Raw genomic sequence first — 15,561 nt, 5'->3', positions numbered from 1 at the left:
TAATAATAAGTTAGTTGTGTTGTTTTTTAAGGGCCGAATAGCACCCGGATTCTCGTCATCTTTTGTAAATTCTCATTTACTTCTGGATTTGACATTTGATAAAAATATTTGGAAGGCTCGGATGTATAACAGATTTTATGTTAAATGAGAAAACACAGAACAAGAGGAAAGGAGGGGTTTGACGAAAGTTCTTGGTTTTGTACAAGGAGGTGGGACTTTGCTAGCAGGGCAACGAAATTGAACTTATTGGTGTCATAATTGCAAAAACTTGTGCTATGAGACTGATCTTCTTCACGATTTTCTTTTTGACAACTATAGTGGCTCGTGCACAGTGGAAAACGAGTCTAGGGATCAATATCCCTCCGGTCATAGCTAAGTCCATTGAAATTAGTTCAGAATTGAGCCGACATTCAGGATATTCCCTGAATTTTAATATCGGCCATACATTCAATACAGGGCATACCGGCTTAATAGATCATAAAGTCAATGACGGGATCAGCGAGAGAAGCACTTCTGGAACTTTTGTTAAAGCAGGGGTAAGGCTATATCCTACATCGATTTCGGGAAAACAGAAAAGAAATCATTTTTTCGTAGGGGCATCCCTTATCCTGTCACAGTACAAGCAAACTGCTTTACAACAAAATTTATTAGAAGATGCGGGGTTTATGGATATCCGTATACCTGTCTCGGTAAAGGGAACGACCCTATTCCCTGCTGCGACTATTGGGTTTCAGCATAACTTGACCAGGTTTTTGATATTGGATTGGGGTGTTCAAAAATCGTTTGTTATTCGGGAGAACAATTATTTGGGGCGAAGGGAGCGCAACTATCAACCTGGTGCAGGATCTGCCCAATCTGATCCGTTTATCGGATATTTTCAGGGGATAATTGCCTTCAAATACCGGTTTCGTTAATAGAAGTTAGTCTAATAATTGATAAAACACACAGTTATGAACCTAGCACGTTTTATCTTGATACTAATGGTGTTGGGATGTAAGAGTGTTGAGAACCTCAAGCCGGAGTGCTTGGAGAAAGAACGAGACAGCTCAGGCTGCTATGCTGTTTATAAGCCGGTCTGTGGATGCAATGGGAAAACGTATAGCAATGATTGCGAGGCCAGAGCCCATAGCATCACATCTTTCACTGATGGCGAGTGTGCAAAGTAATTTGTCTTGAAGAACGCTCGTTCTGTGCGACACTGCGCGCCGGCCTGTCGGACGGCCAAAATCTATCCTAGGTTTGAATATGAATCACTCAGAGAATAGCGAAAAGAACACTTACAGCCCTTCTTTTGATAAGAAACTCAAAGAAGCCAGATCCAGTAAAGCAAAAGGGGAGCTGATCCCGGTCAATCCGGAGAATGTATGGGAAAGTATCGAATCCAGATCGGAGCGGGATAGCATATAGATTAGCATAAAAGCTATTTGGTTTCATGACGACAGGATCTTTATCCGGATGGCATCAGGCGAAGAGCGAGGCATGCCGCTAGAGTGGTTTCCCAGGCTCTTCAACGCTTCCCAGGCAGAGCGCGAGCGGTTCGAGCTTTCTCCGTTTGGGATCCACTGGCCGGATCTGGACGAAGATTTGAGTTTTGAGGGGTTTAATACTTATTCGAAGACATAGGCCAAGTTACTGGAGCCAGGCATAGATAGAACAAGGGCCTGTTCTGTGTTTATGCGAAGTTCTTCGATTAGTGCAAATGAAAAATAGCATCTCGCCTCAAATTGAATGGATCAGAAGCGCTTCATGGCGCTAATCCTTTAAAGTTTTAACTGAAATAGTTAACGAAGGTAATCCACCTAAATCACAATAATTCCCAGAAGTAAGCCCTTGAATATAAGAGAATTGGATAGTATCTCCAATTATACGGCGGTCAAGCGGCACATTGCCGACAAGTACCACATTCTCATAAGTGGCAGCGGGGTTAAATGTATCAAATGGGCCTTCTAGATTAGAGAAAAATTTCCAATCTTCTCCTTTAAACGAGCCATTAACTATTTGCATAACTGTTCCGCCACATGTCGGTTTAAGAATTTTGGCTGTTAGAATCTCGGAAACCTCATTTTCGGAACATCCTGTTTCGAAAAGAAATAGGATCGCCATAAAAATAAAGCCTAGTATAGTTCTCGTCATTTCTAAAATTAAAATTAACAATCAAGGCTTATCCTAGACACAGTACTAAGCCGGATCGTTGTAATCATTCTAGCCGCATTGAAATGATAATAGTACGAAAAGACAGCGCCGCACGAAACCCCCGTTTTCTGACACAGTTATTGCTGTTTGCGCTGGACAAAAGTTGATAGGTCTTCTATCGGAAGATTTACAGTACCAGTTTCCATCCAGAAACACTTGTAAAATTTGGCATATGCGCTGGAAAATTGACGCGGGTATATGTCTCAGATAACCTGCGTTTTTTGAGAACAGATGACATATCAACTTACTATGCTTTTAGTTATACCAAAGCCGTCTTAAATCATTATCTCAAATTTCTATGTCTAATTTTTTATCTTTGACTGAATAAGTAAGACAATTGATATGATTTTTGGGTATGCCCGGGTTTCAACCCAAGATCAGAACTTGAACCTGCAAATCGACGACTTGAAAAAATCGGGATGCGAGCGCATCTTTCGGGAGAAAGTGTCTTCTGTCAAAGAGCGGCCCGAGCTGAACAAGCTGCTCGACATGGCCAGGGAAGGGGACACCATCATTGTTTGGAAGCTCGATCGACTTGGACGTTCATTAAAAGATTTGATCCATCTAATCAATGAATTTCAGCAAAGGCAGATCGGCTTCCAGAGCCTGAATGATGCCATCGATACGACAACCGCGCAGGGCCGGTTATTCTTTAACATATTTGCCTCGCTGGCAGAATTCGAGCGTGACCTGATCCGGGAACGGACAAAGGCTGGGCTTTCGGCCGCGCGCGCCAGGGGAAGGATGGGAGGGAAGCCCAAGGGTCTGAGCACGGCAGCCATGTCCAAGGCGCATGCCGCTAAGGCACTCTACGATAAAAGAGATAAGACAGGCGAAGAGATCGGAAAAGTCTTAGGTATTAGTAGGGCCACTGTATACCGGTACATTAAAGAGATCGAGCAGCAGCACCGCCCAGAAAATGAAAAACAATCATCAGCACAAAACTAAGTACGATGCAGCAGACTGTCGCATTTTTGTCCGAATGGGGCAATGATAACCTTGATTTTTCCAAGCGCGGGCCGGAAATATCTACCACTCATTTCATCATTACGGCTATCATCCTCGATAAAAAAGACGTTCCTGCTGCTAAACAGGTCATCGAGACGGTGCGTAACCGGCATTTTTCCGGAGACGTACTGGATTCTAACCTAACGGCCAACAATCACGAAAAGCGCAAGATGATCCTCGAAGACCTTGATGAAGCGCCATTCAACGTTTTCTCCGTCGTTGTCGACAAGCGGCAGTTAATAGGGGAGGGGCTGCGTTATAAGGGCTCTTTCTATAAGTTCCTTCACAGCCTGGCAGATCGGGAGCTTTTCCGTTTGCTGCCAAACCTTGACCTAGTGTGTGGCCCGATCGGGGAAGACACTTTTATGAAAGGGTTTGTCAAGTATGTTGAGCAGAACCATATCTCCAATCTATTCAATGAGTCCACCTTTGGCTTTGCCGGAATTGAAAATGACGGCTTAGTCCAAGCGGCGGGCTACATCGCCGGTACACTTGCGCGTTGTTACGACGAGACTGTAATCACTGACCAGCGCGGTGAGTTTATTGAACTGCTGCGGCGCAAGCTACTGTCGATACAGTTTTTCCCTGACACTTTCGGTACGAGCATGGCACCCGCGCCATCTACTGGCGAAAACTTCAATGAGACTCTGGCCACATTAAGCACCAACCTGGCCAACGACTTTCTGCACCGCAAATCAATGAGCTTAGTTCCGCAGGTGAAAGACCAGGTAAGCTCCCTGGGATACCTGCTTTTTCATTTCAGGCATATCAATCCTACCCGGTACATCACCAGCTTTGAACTAATGGAGCACATCAGGGCAAGGACGGGCAAGAAAGTTTCCTTACATTACTTTCAGACAAAAGTGATAGCCCAACTCCGGGACGCAGGCGTTCTGATCGCAAGTAGTTCCCGAGGGTACAAGCTGCCGGCGAGCGAAGCTGACCTTTATGATTTTATTAGCCACAGCAACACCATTATCTCGCCTATGCTATCCCGGATAAAGCGGTTCCGCGACCAGGTGCACACAGCCACTTCCGGACAAATCGATATCTTGGCTCACGACGAGTATTCCTTAATACGAAAAGTTGTGGTTGAGTTCTAAACTTAGCATCCATGGAGTACAAACCTTTGGCAGATCTAATTGAGGATCAGAAAGCGTATAATGCGATTTTCGAGCTGGTAACAGCTGACTACGGGCCGACTGAATTTGGGTACGTGGAAGACTCCGAACTCGGCTGTCTAACCCTGTGGGAAAAATATAGAAGCGGTACTACCCGGCACATTCATAGTACACATGATGGCAGTATCGAGCACTCTTGCGGAGACCAGCTTGAACCAATTGGTAATGTCTTTAGCCTCGTTGACCAGATCAGGTCTTTGGGATATTCTGCTTTTCTTCCAGGTTTGCCGCAAATACAAATATGTTCAGGGCTTCAACTAGGGTAGCTCGCATTTTGATCTTTTCAATGCCGATGCAATCACCTGATGCATGTCGTAGTATTGGTATTCTGCAAGCCTGCCGCCGAAAATTACATTCGGTGTGTTTTCTGCAAGTTTCCTGTAGGCTTTAAATCGTGTCGTATTTTTGTGGTCATTGATAGGATAGTAGGGCTCTTTTCCCGCAGTCCACTCAATTGGGTATTCGTAAGTTATAATTGTTTGCTTTTGGTTACCAAATTCAAAATGCTTGTGTTCCACTATTCTTGTATATTCCGAGACAGGGTCAGTGTAGTTGATGATTGACACTCCTTGGTAATTAGGAGTGTCGATGAGCTTTGAGACGAACTTTAAACTTCTATATTCTAGATTGCCGAAGTGAAATTCGAAGAACGCATCGATTTGACCAGTAAATACAATTTTGGACGCCAGAGAGTCCCAATACGACCTGTCTTTAAAGTAGTCAGTATTCAGCCTGACTGGTGTTTTGGCTAATAGACCATTGGTCAGCCTGTTGTATCCTCCGATTGGTATCCCCTGATATTTATCCTGAAAATAGTTGTTGTTGAAGGTGAATCTCAGAGGGATTCGTTTTATGATTGATGCCGGCAGATGTTTTGGATGTCGCCCCCATTGTTTGCGGGTGTAATCTCTGATCAGCGTTTCGTAGATATCCTTACCTACCAGGCAGAGAGCCTGGTCTTCCAGGTTTGTTATCTTTCGACTTATAAAGTCGGCAGTCTGATCCGCAATTTTTTTCCGGGCTTGCTCAGGAGTTGAAGTTCCCCATAACTGATAAAATGTGTTCATGTTGAAGGGCAAATTGAAAAACTTTCCGTTAGCGTTGGCCAAAGGTGTATGTACGTAATTGTTAAATTCAACAAACAAACGTACGTAATCCCATATACCTTGGTCGTTGGTGTGAAAAATGTGCGGCCCGTAGCTGTGAACATGAATACCCTCAGTAAACTCGCAGTACGTGTTGCCTCCAGCATGAGATCGTTTGTCAATAACGAGGCACTTCTTTCCCGCTTTTGTCATTTCGTGTGCGAAAACAGCGCCCCATAGCCCGGCGCCCACGATCAGGTAGTCATATTCTTTCATCGGATAGTTTTTTATAAGTCAATGGCTGGCTCTTGCTCTTGATAATCCTTTCAAGAAAGCCGCGCTTTTTATTTATTTTGGAAGCATATCGTAGGCGGCCCAGTTTCCAGGGACTCTGTTTGTGTTATTTGACCTTTGCGCGATAAAGGGTATTCTGATTAAGTTTATTTTAATAATCCTGCGGCGGGGCAATTCCGCGACAGAGACGGCTATGATCGTTTGTTAATTTATCACCCCTGATGTTAGTCAATGTCAGATCCAGATTCTTATAAACTGGTTACTTTCTGATTTTTTGATGGAAGTAAAATGGTCGGTACAAAAAATACAATTACAGGCAGGTACGAGATGATCCCTCCGCAAATTCCCACTGCGAGGGAAGTCCAGAATACCTGGTTTGGAGCGATAACGAGCATCGACACCTGCGAGATCACGATGCATGCAGCGTATAACAAAATCGATTGAAGTTGTTGTGTCACGGCCAGACAATAGGCTTTCAGCGGGGGGAGACCTTCGGTTCTGGAGATGTTGTTGTAAACATTGATAAGCAAAATCGTTGGGAATGATATCAGACCGGCTAAAAGAAGCAAAGATGCGTAGCCTCCATAGTCAAAGGGTAGGTCAAGTCTGTAGAAGGCCGCCATCAAGCCGGCATATGACATCATAATTGCTCCAAAGAGTGCAAAAGGTTGTCTAAGCGATTCAAACATGACTGCTGCGATGATGAAAGTCAGGATTAGTGAAACGCCAATCAGCAAGTAGTGCTTCGAACCTTCAGATTCCCATAGTCCAGAAGTTTTCCTTTCCGCAGTGAATCCTATCGGAAGCTCTGCCCGCAGAGAGTCCAGCGATCTATCCAAGAACTCGCGTCCGAATGCTACACTTCCCAAATAGTCAAAAGTGATCAACCTGACGTAGTTTTGATCTACCTTCCGTATTGTTGGGGCAATTCTTTCTCTAACCAAGCTATTTTGTGATACGAACTTTACATAGCTACTGTCCGATATCCCGACTGGTTCGTTGTAGAGCTGATACACATCCAGGGTGTTGTTGCTTTTTGGGCGAACCCTTATGCCGATCCGTACATCGTTGTGAAATGTAAAAAGGTCTGCTTCTGGCCTGGTATTATATCTGCGAACTTCCTCGGTTAGTTGATTTTGCGACAGGCCGTATGTTGCCATTAAGAATGGGTCGGGGCGAATTCTGAAAGCTTGTAGGTCTTTTAGAAAGGTAACGCCTGGAACGTTATTGATGTCGATATTTTGTATTCTCGGATGCAGGAGAAAGCGAGCCTCAAGGTTTTGGGCAATGCTGGTAAGTTGGCTATAGCTATAGCCTTTTAAAAGAACTGTGAAGCTGGCGCTTCCAGCGTCATTGACATTTACATTAAACCCCTGTCCAACACCAACAATATTCCAGTCAACGCCACTCATTTCTGAGGAAAGGAGAATAGCCCTTTCTTTCAAAAGATGTGGGAAGCTTCCAGTAGAGTAGGGTTCACGAAAGTAAACCGTTATTGAGCCAAACTGACCGCTGCGAACCTGCGATACAAACCGCCTAATCTCAGTGAATTTGAGGAGCTCCGTTTCAAACCGTGCAATCAACTGGTTCATCTGCTCTGTCGTACTGTGATTTGGTAAGCCAGCGTTAATATGTAAGGTTGTTTGCTCGGAACTCGGTCGGGCTGCCCTTTGTCGAACGTAAGTGGTGAACAACCGAAGGACTCCTCCAAGCCATTTGTTCGAGAGCTCCCTCATATCATTGTTCTGCCACTTTTCACCGATAAAGTGATTGTAGGTTCGAGCCAGATTTGAATCAGCTTTGATTTCGGGAGGAATTAAAAAAAATGGTAATCCAAAAAGTAAAAGTCCGACAAGGAGTACCGACTTTCTGTATCGAACAACTACATTCAAGGCGCGGAAATACGACTTATTTAATTGGAAGATTATTGCATCCGGAGCCGGTGGTCTTGGATAAGTTCGGAGACTGAACTGTGCCAGAATTGCAGGCACAAGCCACATACAGGTGAAAAAGGACAGGAGCTGAGTAATTAGCGTTATGGTAGCGAATTCTGTCAAATTTTCTCGCGACTCAACCGGAAGTATCCAGATTACGGACAGGGTTGCAGCTGCCATTATAGAGCTTCCAAGGAGCGACAAAATGCCAATATTAATCCGGTATCGATGGTAGTTGCGGTAGACAAAAAACAAGTTTCCGCCCATTAAACCGATAGAAAAAACAATCGTGGATATAGAGGAGAGGTCAACCGGAATTTGGAAGATGTACAGTATTAGAAAAGTTATAAAAGTATTCGCCAGAACGCCGGACAACAAGATACATACTCCCTGCATGCTACGGAAGCATACAATGTTGAGAAGGGTCAAAAGAGTTAAGGTAAGTGCAAGCTGCCATTTTATTTGAGAAAGCCGGCCGGTCAGTTCTTCGGCGGCATCATAGTCTAAATCTACATTATAGGTAGGTTGCGATTCAGCCTGTATTTTTGCAAGCACTTCCCGAATAGCTCTCCCTGTGCTAATTTGGTCGGCGTGTGGCGAAGAAAGGATGATCATCTGGATAGCTTGCTTACCATTGATCCTAAAGTAGCTCATTGGAGGCTGTTCGCTTTTTTGAGAGACGGCAATATCTGACAGTCTGAGGATCCGTTTCTTCGATATGAGAGAAATGGGTAAGTCTCCAAAGTTCGCCGTATCTGATACGGGTGCCAGCGAAAGACTCGTTTTGCTCCCGTTTGGACTATTTATCCAGCCAAGATGTGTCCGTTGTTCATTCAATCCGAGCATTTTTGTCAAGTCGGTGTCATTAATTTTGAGGCTATTAGCTAATTTTCTGTCGTATTCTATTTGCCATTCCTGGTCGCGGCCTCCAAAAATTTCCACTGAACTTACTCCAGCTAGTGCCAGCAACATCGGTCTCAATGAAGTTTCTGCATAGCGACGCAACTCTGCGGATGATTTGTGACCACTCAATTGCAGGCTCAATAATGGCTTTATGTTATGCCCATTAGAGTTGCCTATCGTTATTTCTGGATAACTGACGCCGGGCGGTAGTTGCCTATATACATGCCTGATCAGCGATGCGATTTCGAATCTAGCACGATCCAGGTCCGCTCGAGAGTCGAGCTCAATTGTAATACTTCCACGATTGTAGTCTGATGATGAGCTGACATGGTCTACTCCCTGCACAGTTCTAATAATCCCTTCAAGTGGGGTGGTTACCTGCAGTTCCAAGGAACTTGGCATCGCATGTGGCCAGGAAAAGGATACCAAAAGACTTTTCTCATAGTGATCATTTATCAATTGTAGCGGAATGAAAGGTATTAGAAAAAGCCCCAAAAGACTCAGTGTAGCAAAAACCGAAATGATTGTGTACCCCTTGTTCATATGCGAATCTTTTGACCACCTGCGACGTCGATGAGTGATCTTTAAAGACAATTTATCTGATATTGTTTTTGACCAATTTTACCAGGGAAACTATGCCGGAACGACCTTTATAAATAAAATTGCGCAAAATTGGTTAAATCAAATATTTTCTTTGCTTTTTTTTATACGTATACATACATTTACTTTCAGTTACATTGCTTGAATTTGATATTCAAAGAAATATCTTAGCTGCGAGATTATAAAATATTTTATTGTTTTTTAGCGTAATATCTAAAATTAATTAGAGAATTCAGTAAATACTTCCTTGTTGGATAAGAAAAAATAGTAGGTGACGATTATTCTCATAGTTGAACACCGAACACCTATATTACTTTCAATTAAAAGGCAAATAACTGACATTAATAAAGCACCTTCTTAATCCGTGTTTAAAAAATTTAACTCAACTGTTAAATGAAAAAAGCATTTGCAAAGGTATTAATCGCTAATAATGATTCACTACAAACTGAGGCACTGATCGGACTACTTTCAAAAGAAGTTGACTTAGAATTTCGACATATATCTCACCAGGATCACATTCTTGAAGCATGCAACGAATTAAATCCAAATTTTATCATACTTGGCCATACCATGCAACCAGCCGGTTTGGTGGACTGGATCTGTAAATTGCAGAAATCAACTGGTGGGGCGCACTTTATCTCGCTGATTCCTGATATCTGCCCAATTGAGATTGCGAAGCTAAGGGCCAGGTGCTTAACGACAATTCTACATGTGGTTGATGCCAGGCTACACTTGTTGCCAACAATCCGTAATGCAAAGCAATTACCCTATATATCACCATGTATTCAAGCAGTTGTTGGTCATTTCCCTCCGAAGGATCATGCTTTGCGAAGGCTCTCTAAAACAGAGTTAAAAATCACCTCGTTAATTCTGGGAGGATATAGTAATAAATGTATTACAGAAAGACTATCCAGATCGCAGCAAACTATCGAGGGGCATCGTAAGAATATAAAAGAAAAACTTGGCGTGACAGGAGGCAAGAATTCGCTAATTGATCACCTTGTTCCATTCACGTCTTGGGTTGTAGCGGAAGTGCTTTAAAATGCCTTTTTTATAATTTAAAATAGGTATATTGATAATTTGTTTTGTTCTTACTTTTGGCCCAGTGCAGTTTAGTTGTCACTTAAACAATTTAATTTCATGGAAAAGTCAGAAGTTACAAAAAGCCGGGTTTTGCGTAAAATTATGCTGGGTACCAGCGCAGTAGTGATGGCTGTTGGTCTGGTTGCGTCCTTCGACGGAGAGGCCCAGTCAAGCGGTAGTGGAGGAGGGGGCTCCGATAAACCGGAGTTTAAAATATATGAGGAAAGCTGCTACGAACTGATTGATAATGAGTGGAAATATGTTGGATCTGGGAATACTTGCGGCCCGGGAACCCAATATTGTACGCCCAACCCTTGTGGCTAATATGGCCTAGCTATCTTTGAGAAAGTGATCGCGTTGCATGTTTTCGACATTGCGCGACGCTTTCTTATGAGTTTATTTTTTACTTCATAGCCGATCGTGTTTTGAATGAGAACCTACTTATTTTTTATAGCTATTTGTTGCTCATATTGTTCCTGCTCTAACCGGGATTCGACAGGAAAATTTACGACAGTTACAACTATCGATTTTTCAGGTGTTGATAAGAGTCATTCGGGGAAATTTGGAGATTATTTTGAGGTAGAAAAAGTTATTCAATTAGAAACAGACAGTGCGTCCATGCTCGCAGAGGTAACAAAAGTGGGTGTTTATGATTCTTCATTGTTTGTTTTCGATAGGAAATATTCTGCTTTGAAAGTATTTGATTTTTATGGAAAATATAAGTTTTCGATAGGCAAAATTGGGCAAGGTGAGGGGGAGTTTACCAAAATAAGCGACTTTTCGTTAAATGAATTTGATCGAACTATTTGGCTCTATTCGGATTCTGGTAGGGGGATTATGGTGTATTCATTCGATGGAAAATTTGTAAAAAAAATACAATTGCCATTTTTTGCCTACTACATGTCTCCGATTGATAAAAATAGCATAGCTTTTTATATTAATTTTAATGAAAGTGAGAGGGTAGGAAAGAACAATTTGGTGATTACTGATAGTGATGGAGAAATAGTAAAGATGTTGGCTCCCTATAAAAGTTCAGAAACACATGCTTTTGGATTTACGGGTTATGTGGCCCACAATAGAGGCGGTGTTTTATTTGGGAAGGCATTTAACGATACTTTGTATCAGATTAATGGGAATGGCGATGTGTTGCCAAAATACCACCTTGACTTCGATGTCAGCAAGTCCAGAGATTGGGAAAGTTTTCCTGTCCATAAGCAGAATTTTGAGACAAGAAAAGATTGGACTTTTGTGCAATCTGGTTTTGTTGAAACAGATAAAGTTTTATCGTTTACGTTGGCAGAATCTATGACGCTTAAAAAGTACTTTTACTTTAAGCGAGATAGTCTTTTGCTTTCTGAGGATTATTTTAGGAAAGGTTCATTTGCTAGATTTTTAAATCAACCTAGGAGTTTTTACGGAAATACATTGATTTCGATGCTTAATTCAGAATATTTCCTGCCAAGTAGGAACCCGGAGTTGTTGAGCAGAATTAAAGAAGAAAGCGCAGAAATGTTCGCAAAACTATCAACGCACAAAGAGACTGATAATCCAATTATTGTTTTTTTTCAACCTAAAATGCGATGAAGAGCTACCTCTTGATATTCTTGGCATTTTTTGCCTGTTCCCGGACTGATAAGGAGTTCGCTGAGGTCAGAATTGATCGTGAATTAGTTGACCTGGGCACTTACGCTCAGAGTGAAATTAAGGTGGCTTCATTTAAGATCTCAAATGTGGGATCACTTCCATTTGTCATTGAGGATGTTTCCATGGACTGTCAATGTACGTTGGTTGATTGGTCAACCCTAAGGGTTCCACCTTCGGGCAGCACAGTCATAAAGGTCAATTACGATAACAGTAATACTGGGATCTACCAAAAATTGGTCTACATAAAGGCAAATACTGCCAAACCGATCACACTTGTTATCCGTGGAAAAATTGTATAAGCGGAATTGTCCTGTTTTTTGGGTTGTGTGGGCTCGTGGGGATTCGAACCGGATTTACAAGGCAGCTGGCGGTTTTTTGTTAAATTGAGTAAAGTCAGGCCATAGACGTAATGTATCAAGAGAAGCTATTTACCTCGTATTTGCATTTGAATGCATCTTTTTCGGATAACATCGGGATTGCCAATGGCAAGGCGGGAGCGGTGCTGTATTTGAGCTCAGTTCAGGACGAATACTATCGAGAGGAGATAAGCTTTATTTTTCTGGAGGAAATTCTTTCCCAGATTTCACAGCATACCCCATTGAATTTTGCAGACGGTATCGCTGGGGTTGGCTGCCTTCTGGAGTATTTGAGCCGCACAGGGGTAATGCAAATTGAAGTCAATCAGGTTGTTGAAGACTTCGAACCGTATCTGCTTAAAACGATAAAGGCGGACTTATGTGCGGACCTGACTCTTGGGAATGGACTTAGTGGCTATGGACTTTATCTGCTATCTCGTTTGTGGTCGGGAAATCTGTCAGCTAGTGACCGGGCACGTATCAGTGGCTCGTTGATATATCTAGTTGAACAAATCACTAAATCTTCCGAAGCGTTTGGGCTGCTCCTTGGAAACAATTCATTGTGGGACGGCGCGCCGGGGGTCTATTTATTTTTGTCTGGCGTGGCGGCAGCCGGGTTTTTACCTGCTGAGCTAATGCCCGGGGTATTTCATATTTTGTCATCAATGATTCAAAATATTAGTTCGCGAGAGATGAACTGGCGTGAGGTGCCTTTGTGGTTCGTATTGCTGAATTGCAGGTCTGGCTTACTGGCAAATTCAGGTTACGCCGAAAAAATCGCTGTCGATTTTGCGAAATACTGTGATTGGTGTATAGTTTCGAAAGTAAATGTCAATTTTAAGGAAGCAATTTTTTACGCTGCTCTTCTACGATATACACATCACTTTCGGGGCATTTCCGCTTGTCAACAAGTCTACGACCGACTGATTGAGTTTGCACTTAGTAAATTCGAAAGATACGCTTTGCCATCGCTTTTTCCGTATGATGCCGGGCGGCGTTCCGTAAGAATTGGAATGGCCGGTGGGGCGGATGGTACAGCTCTTTCTCTTAGAGCTGCCTTGGAAGGCGAATTCAGGTGGCTGGGTATTCTGGGGTATTAAGTGAGTGGCTTTCTTGAAATTTAGCGATAGGTAGTATGACTATTAATTCATCAACACCGGCTGGCAAAGACGTAACGCTTGTGCTTCTTTACTGCGGGATCAGGACCGGAAATTTCGGTATGGGCTCGCACGCCCGATATTTAATGGATTATTTCTCGTCGTGTTCCGGGTATGATCTTATATTGCTCAGGGTTGATTCTAAGGACATCGGATCGATCGATCATAGATTTGAGGGAAATGTTGAAATTATAGAGATACCTCAGCCTGAGAATCAAATTTTTTTCACCGACGACGATTCGTTTATCCAAAAAGTCTATGCTAAAAGAATAAGTGAGATAGTCTTTCCAATTCTTCGTGGGAGGAAGCATTTGGTCTTTCTCTGTAATTCTGTTGTGCACTATGAACTTGCTGCGGAGCTAAAGCGCAGCCTTAGCGGGCATCTTGTTTATGTTCATCATAACTTTACCTGGAAGGCATGTCTGAAGACCTCTTACGATTATTTTGCTACTCAGTGGCAGCGCAGGAATTTCAAACTTCATCCAGCGGCCTTCAGGGGGACAGTTTATCAGGCCAACCTTGCAAACTTGTCGGATTTCGTAATCACTGTTACGTATCAGGCGGAACGTTTCTTTGTAGATGTTCTCAACATTCCTGCCGCAAAAATAATGACCATTTACAATGGGCTGCCTTCGAGTACTCGTTCCGAACGCACACGGAGGGCAGAACTACGTAAGAAATATGGCTTTGGACAGACTGAGAAGATTATTCTTTTTTGCGGAAGAATAGCTGATGAAAAAGGAGTAGATTATTTGATCAGAGCGTTCAAACTATTACTGCCGAAGGTGCCAAATGCCAGACTATTGGTTATCGGAGGTGGTAAAATTCAGGAAAGCTTGTCATTGGCCGCTCCCTTCTGGTCTTCGGTCATTTTTACAGGTAAGCTTAGCCAACAGTGTATCAATGAAATGTATGCTATCGCAGACGTGGGCGTAATGCCGTCTACGCAGGAGCAGTGCAGTATATCTTCGATCGAAATGCGTTATCACCGGTTGCCTGTGGTCGTCAGTTCGGTAGAGGGCTTGGATGAAATGTTTGAAGCAGATTTCGATGCGCTAAAGCTACCTGTGCACTATGACGAAAATCAGCTGATTTTCTTTTCCGACGAAGAGCTGTGCGAGAGATTGTTCAAAATTTTAGAGGACGAGGCGTTGGCCTCACAATTGGCAACCAATGCGTATCTAAAAGCAACTGACATGTTTACTTCCGAACGAATGTGTGCAGCGTATGACAAAGTTTTCAGATCATTTTTTGTTGGTCACGAAGTTGTCAACCAATGAACGGGTCATTTGTCGAGGTGACAGTTAGCCCGGATGGTGCTGTTGCGTTTATTTCCCATGGTGGTTATGAATCGAGAAATCAAAGTGTAACCCTGTTATGTAAGTCGGCCTTTGAGCTAGTAGAGCCTACAAAAATCAGGGGGAAGAGTTTTTTTATATCAACAGATGATATTGCGTGCAGCGTGACCGGTAAGGTGACTTTTGGCTTTACACGCTCAGAGAATGTGATAGTGTGTCCTGATTTTACATTCGATAAATGGATTGAATGTGGGATCGACGACTATGAGCGCACGACCTCAATGATTTTGGTAAATTCCCAGGAACCGCCAGTTTCTGAAAAGCTCTTCTGGATTGGGAATCCAAGGACACAAGAATTACGATTTAAACTGATTTCGCTGGGGATTCAGAATGCGGAGCGACTCAGGATCATTCCTATGAACTGGCTAAGAGACTACTCCAAGGGGCATAAGCATAGGTTTACACATTACGTCAGCCTTGAAGACCATACTAAATACAAATATTTGATTGATTGTGGCGCTGCCGGGTTCAGTGGAAGGCTGAAGTTTCTCTTGCATAGCAATCGAACTCTTTTTTTGGTGGATCGCCAGCAAAATAATAGGGAGTATTTCTATGACCAACTAGTCCCTTATGAGCATTTTATTCCCGTTGCCGAGCACCTACATGATTTACTTGCCAAGATAACCTGGGCTGATAATCACCCTTCGGAGGCCCAGCAAATTGCGAAGAATGCCAAAGAATTTGCCATCCAATATTTGAGCCGGCGGGCTGCCGTGGAGTACTTTGCAAAGGCAATAATTGAAAACATATAAAGGTGATTTGAAA

The 15,561-nt window shown here is 43.0% G+C and carries 16 protein-coding genes; 13 read left to right on the top strand and 3 right to left on the bottom strand.

What is annotated here, in order from left to right:
• The first annotated feature begins 275 nt into the window (after positions 1–275).
• The 4 genes from BMW93_RS31710 (at position 276) to BMW93_RS31700 (ending at position 1,623) form a co-directional block, all read left to right on the top strand.
• Positions 276–914, top strand: a complete 639-nt coding sequence (locus BMW93_RS31710; RefSeq protein WP_090386238.1) for a hypothetical protein — start codon at positions 276–278, stop codon at positions 912–914.
• 36 nt (positions 915–950) lie between these two features.
• The gene (locus tag BMW93_RS31705) at positions 951–1,166 is read left to right on the top strand and encodes a Kazal-type serine protease inhibitor domain-containing protein (protein ID WP_090386236.1); all 216 of its coding nucleotides are present in this window, start codon (positions 951–953) and stop codon (positions 1,164–1,166) included.
• A 79-nt stretch (positions 1,167–1,245) separates the two neighbouring features.
• A complete protein-coding gene (locus tag BMW93_RS35620) occupies positions 1,246–1,407 on the top strand; it encodes a hypothetical protein (RefSeq protein WP_177194256.1) in 162 nt (53 codons plus the stop codon).
• Complete coding sequence (locus tag BMW93_RS31700; RefSeq protein ID WP_090386233.1) at positions 1,408–1,623, top strand: DUF2442 domain-containing protein; 216 nt, start codon at positions 1,408–1,410, stop codon at positions 1,621–1,623.
• Positions 1,624–1,752: 129 nt separating this feature from the next.
• Here the strand turns inward: BMW93_RS31700 and BMW93_RS31695 are convergent, their stop codons facing one another.
• On the bottom strand, positions 1,753–2,133 hold the full coding sequence (locus BMW93_RS31695) for a hypothetical protein (RefSeq protein WP_090386231.1): 381 nt from the start codon (positions 2,131–2,133) through the stop codon (positions 1,753–1,755).
• A gap of 402 nt (positions 2,134–2,535) precedes the next feature.
• On the opposite strand from BMW93_RS31695, the gene BMW93_RS31690 reads away from it, so the two are divergent.
• The gene (locus tag BMW93_RS31690) at positions 2,536–3,141 is read left to right on the top strand and encodes a recombinase family protein (protein ID WP_090386228.1); all 606 of its coding nucleotides are present in this window, start codon (positions 2,536–2,538) and stop codon (positions 3,139–3,141) included.
• A 5-nt stretch (positions 3,142–3,146) separates the two neighbouring features.
• The gene (locus tag BMW93_RS31685; protein WP_090386226.1) at positions 3,147–4,304 is read left to right on the top strand and encodes a DUF3800 domain-containing protein; all 1,158 of its coding nucleotides are present in this window, start codon (positions 3,147–3,149) and stop codon (positions 4,302–4,304) included.
• Between the two features lie 335 nt (positions 4,305–4,639).
• Here BMW93_RS31685 and glf read toward each other — a convergent pair whose 3' ends face one another.
• Positions 4,640–5,743 carry a UDP-galactopyranose mutase gene (gene glf, locus BMW93_RS31675; protein ID WP_090386221.1) on the bottom strand — a complete coding sequence of 368 codons (1,104 nt, stop codon included), beginning with the start codon at positions 5,741–5,743 and terminating at the stop codon, positions 4,640–4,642.
• Positions 5,744–6,009: 266 nt separating this feature from the next.
• Entirely contained in the window at positions 6,010–9,141 is a 3,132-nt protein-coding gene (locus BMW93_RS31670) for an efflux RND transporter permease subunit (RefSeq protein ID WP_090386218.1), read from the bottom strand.
• A 450-nt stretch (positions 9,142–9,591) separates the two neighbouring features.
• On the opposite strand from BMW93_RS31670, the gene BMW93_RS31665 reads away from it, so the two are divergent.
• The 7 genes from BMW93_RS31665 (at position 9,592) to BMW93_RS31635 (ending at position 15,548) form a co-directional block, all read left to right on the top strand.
• Positions 9,592–10,239, top strand: a complete 648-nt coding sequence (locus BMW93_RS31665; protein WP_090386216.1) for a LuxR C-terminal-related transcriptional regulator — start codon at positions 9,592–9,594, stop codon at positions 10,237–10,239.
• A 99-nt stretch (positions 10,240–10,338) separates the two neighbouring features.
• Positions 10,339–10,605 carry a hypothetical protein gene (locus BMW93_RS31660; protein WP_090386213.1) on the top strand — a complete coding sequence of 89 codons (267 nt, stop codon included), beginning with the start codon at positions 10,339–10,341 and terminating at the stop codon, positions 10,603–10,605.
• Positions 10,606–10,710: 105 nt separating this feature from the next.
• Positions 10,711–11,865, top strand: a complete 1,155-nt coding sequence (locus BMW93_RS31655) for a 6-bladed beta-propeller (RefSeq protein WP_090386210.1) — start codon at positions 10,711–10,713, stop codon at positions 11,863–11,865.
• A complete protein-coding gene (locus BMW93_RS31650; protein ID WP_090386206.1) occupies positions 11,862–12,224 on the top strand; it encodes a DUF1573 domain-containing protein in 363 nt (120 codons plus the stop codon). Before BMW93_RS31655 ends, BMW93_RS31650 begins: the two co-directional genes overlap by 4 nt.
• A gap of 110 nt (positions 12,225–12,334) precedes the next feature.
• Positions 12,335–13,381 (top strand): hypothetical protein, encoded by a 1,047-nt coding sequence (locus tag BMW93_RS31645; RefSeq protein ID WP_090386202.1) that lies wholly within the window; start codon positions 12,335–12,337, stop codon positions 13,379–13,381.
• 35 nt (positions 13,382–13,416) lie between these two features.
• The gene (locus BMW93_RS31640; RefSeq protein ID WP_090386199.1) at positions 13,417–14,718 is read left to right on the top strand and encodes a glycosyltransferase; all 1,302 of its coding nucleotides are present in this window, start codon (positions 13,417–13,419) and stop codon (positions 14,716–14,718) included.
• The gene (locus tag BMW93_RS31635; protein WP_090386196.1) at positions 14,715–15,548 is read left to right on the top strand and encodes a glycosyl transferase family 90; all 834 of its coding nucleotides are present in this window, start codon (positions 14,715–14,717) and stop codon (positions 15,546–15,548) included. Before BMW93_RS31640 ends, BMW93_RS31635 begins: the two co-directional genes overlap by 4 nt.
• Positions 15,549–15,561: the final 13 nt, after the last annotated feature.

The organism is Dyadobacter sp. SG02 (assembly GCF_900109045.1).
In the GTDB taxonomy this organism is placed as follows: domain Bacteria; phylum Bacteroidota; class Bacteroidia; order Cytophagales; family Spirosomataceae; genus Dyadobacter.
The sequence above is the reverse complement of the archived record's forward strand: the minus strand, read 5'-3'. Positions and strand labels throughout refer to the sequence as shown.

Bases quoted from the DNA above. Each gene is read 5' to 3' on its own strand.
- BMW93_RS31710 (WP_090386238.1), top strand. From the start codon at position 276: ATGAGACTGATCTTCTTCACGATTTTCTTTTTGACAACTATAGTGGCT.
- BMW93_RS31705 (WP_090386236.1), top strand. From the start codon at position 951: ATGAACCTAGCACGTTTTATCTTGATACTAATGGTGTTGGGATGTAAG.
- BMW93_RS35620 (WP_177194256.1), top strand. From the start codon at position 1,246: ATGAATCACTCAGAGAATAGCGAAAAGAACACTTACAGCCCTTCTTTT.
- BMW93_RS31695 (WP_090386231.1), bottom strand. From the start codon at position 2,133: ATGACGAGAACTATACTAGGCTTTATTTTTATGGCGATCCTATTTCTT.
- BMW93_RS31690 (WP_090386228.1), top strand. From the start codon at position 2,536: ATGATTTTTGGGTATGCCCGGGTTTCAACCCAAGATCAGAACTTGAAC.
- BMW93_RS31685 (WP_090386226.1), top strand. From the start codon at position 3,147: ATGCAGCAGACTGTCGCATTTTTGTCCGAATGGGGCAATGATAACCTT.
- glf (WP_090386221.1), bottom strand. From the start codon at position 5,743: ATGAAAGAATATGACTACCTGATCGTGGGCGCCGGGCTATGGGGCGCT.
- BMW93_RS31670 (WP_090386218.1), bottom strand. From the start codon at position 9,141: ATGAACAAGGGGTACACAATCATTTCGGTTTTTGCTACACTGAGTCTT.
- BMW93_RS31665 (WP_090386216.1), top strand. From the start codon at position 9,592: ATGAAAAAAGCATTTGCAAAGGTATTAATCGCTAATAATGATTCACTA.
- BMW93_RS31660 (WP_090386213.1), top strand. From the start codon at position 10,339: ATGGAAAAGTCAGAAGTTACAAAAAGCCGGGTTTTGCGTAAAATTATG.
- BMW93_RS31655 (WP_090386210.1), top strand. From the start codon at position 10,711: ATGAGAACCTACTTATTTTTTATAGCTATTTGTTGCTCATATTGTTCC.
- BMW93_RS31650 (WP_090386206.1), top strand. From the start codon at position 11,862: ATGAAGAGCTACCTCTTGATATTCTTGGCATTTTTTGCCTGTTCCCGG.
- BMW93_RS31645 (WP_090386202.1), top strand. From the start codon at position 12,335: ATGTATCAAGAGAAGCTATTTACCTCGTATTTGCATTTGAATGCATCT.
- BMW93_RS31640 (WP_090386199.1), top strand. From the start codon at position 13,417: ATGACTATTAATTCATCAACACCGGCTGGCAAAGACGTAACGCTTGTG.
- BMW93_RS31635 (WP_090386196.1), top strand. From the start codon at position 14,715: ATGAACGGGTCATTTGTCGAGGTGACAGTTAGCCCGGATGGTGCTGTT.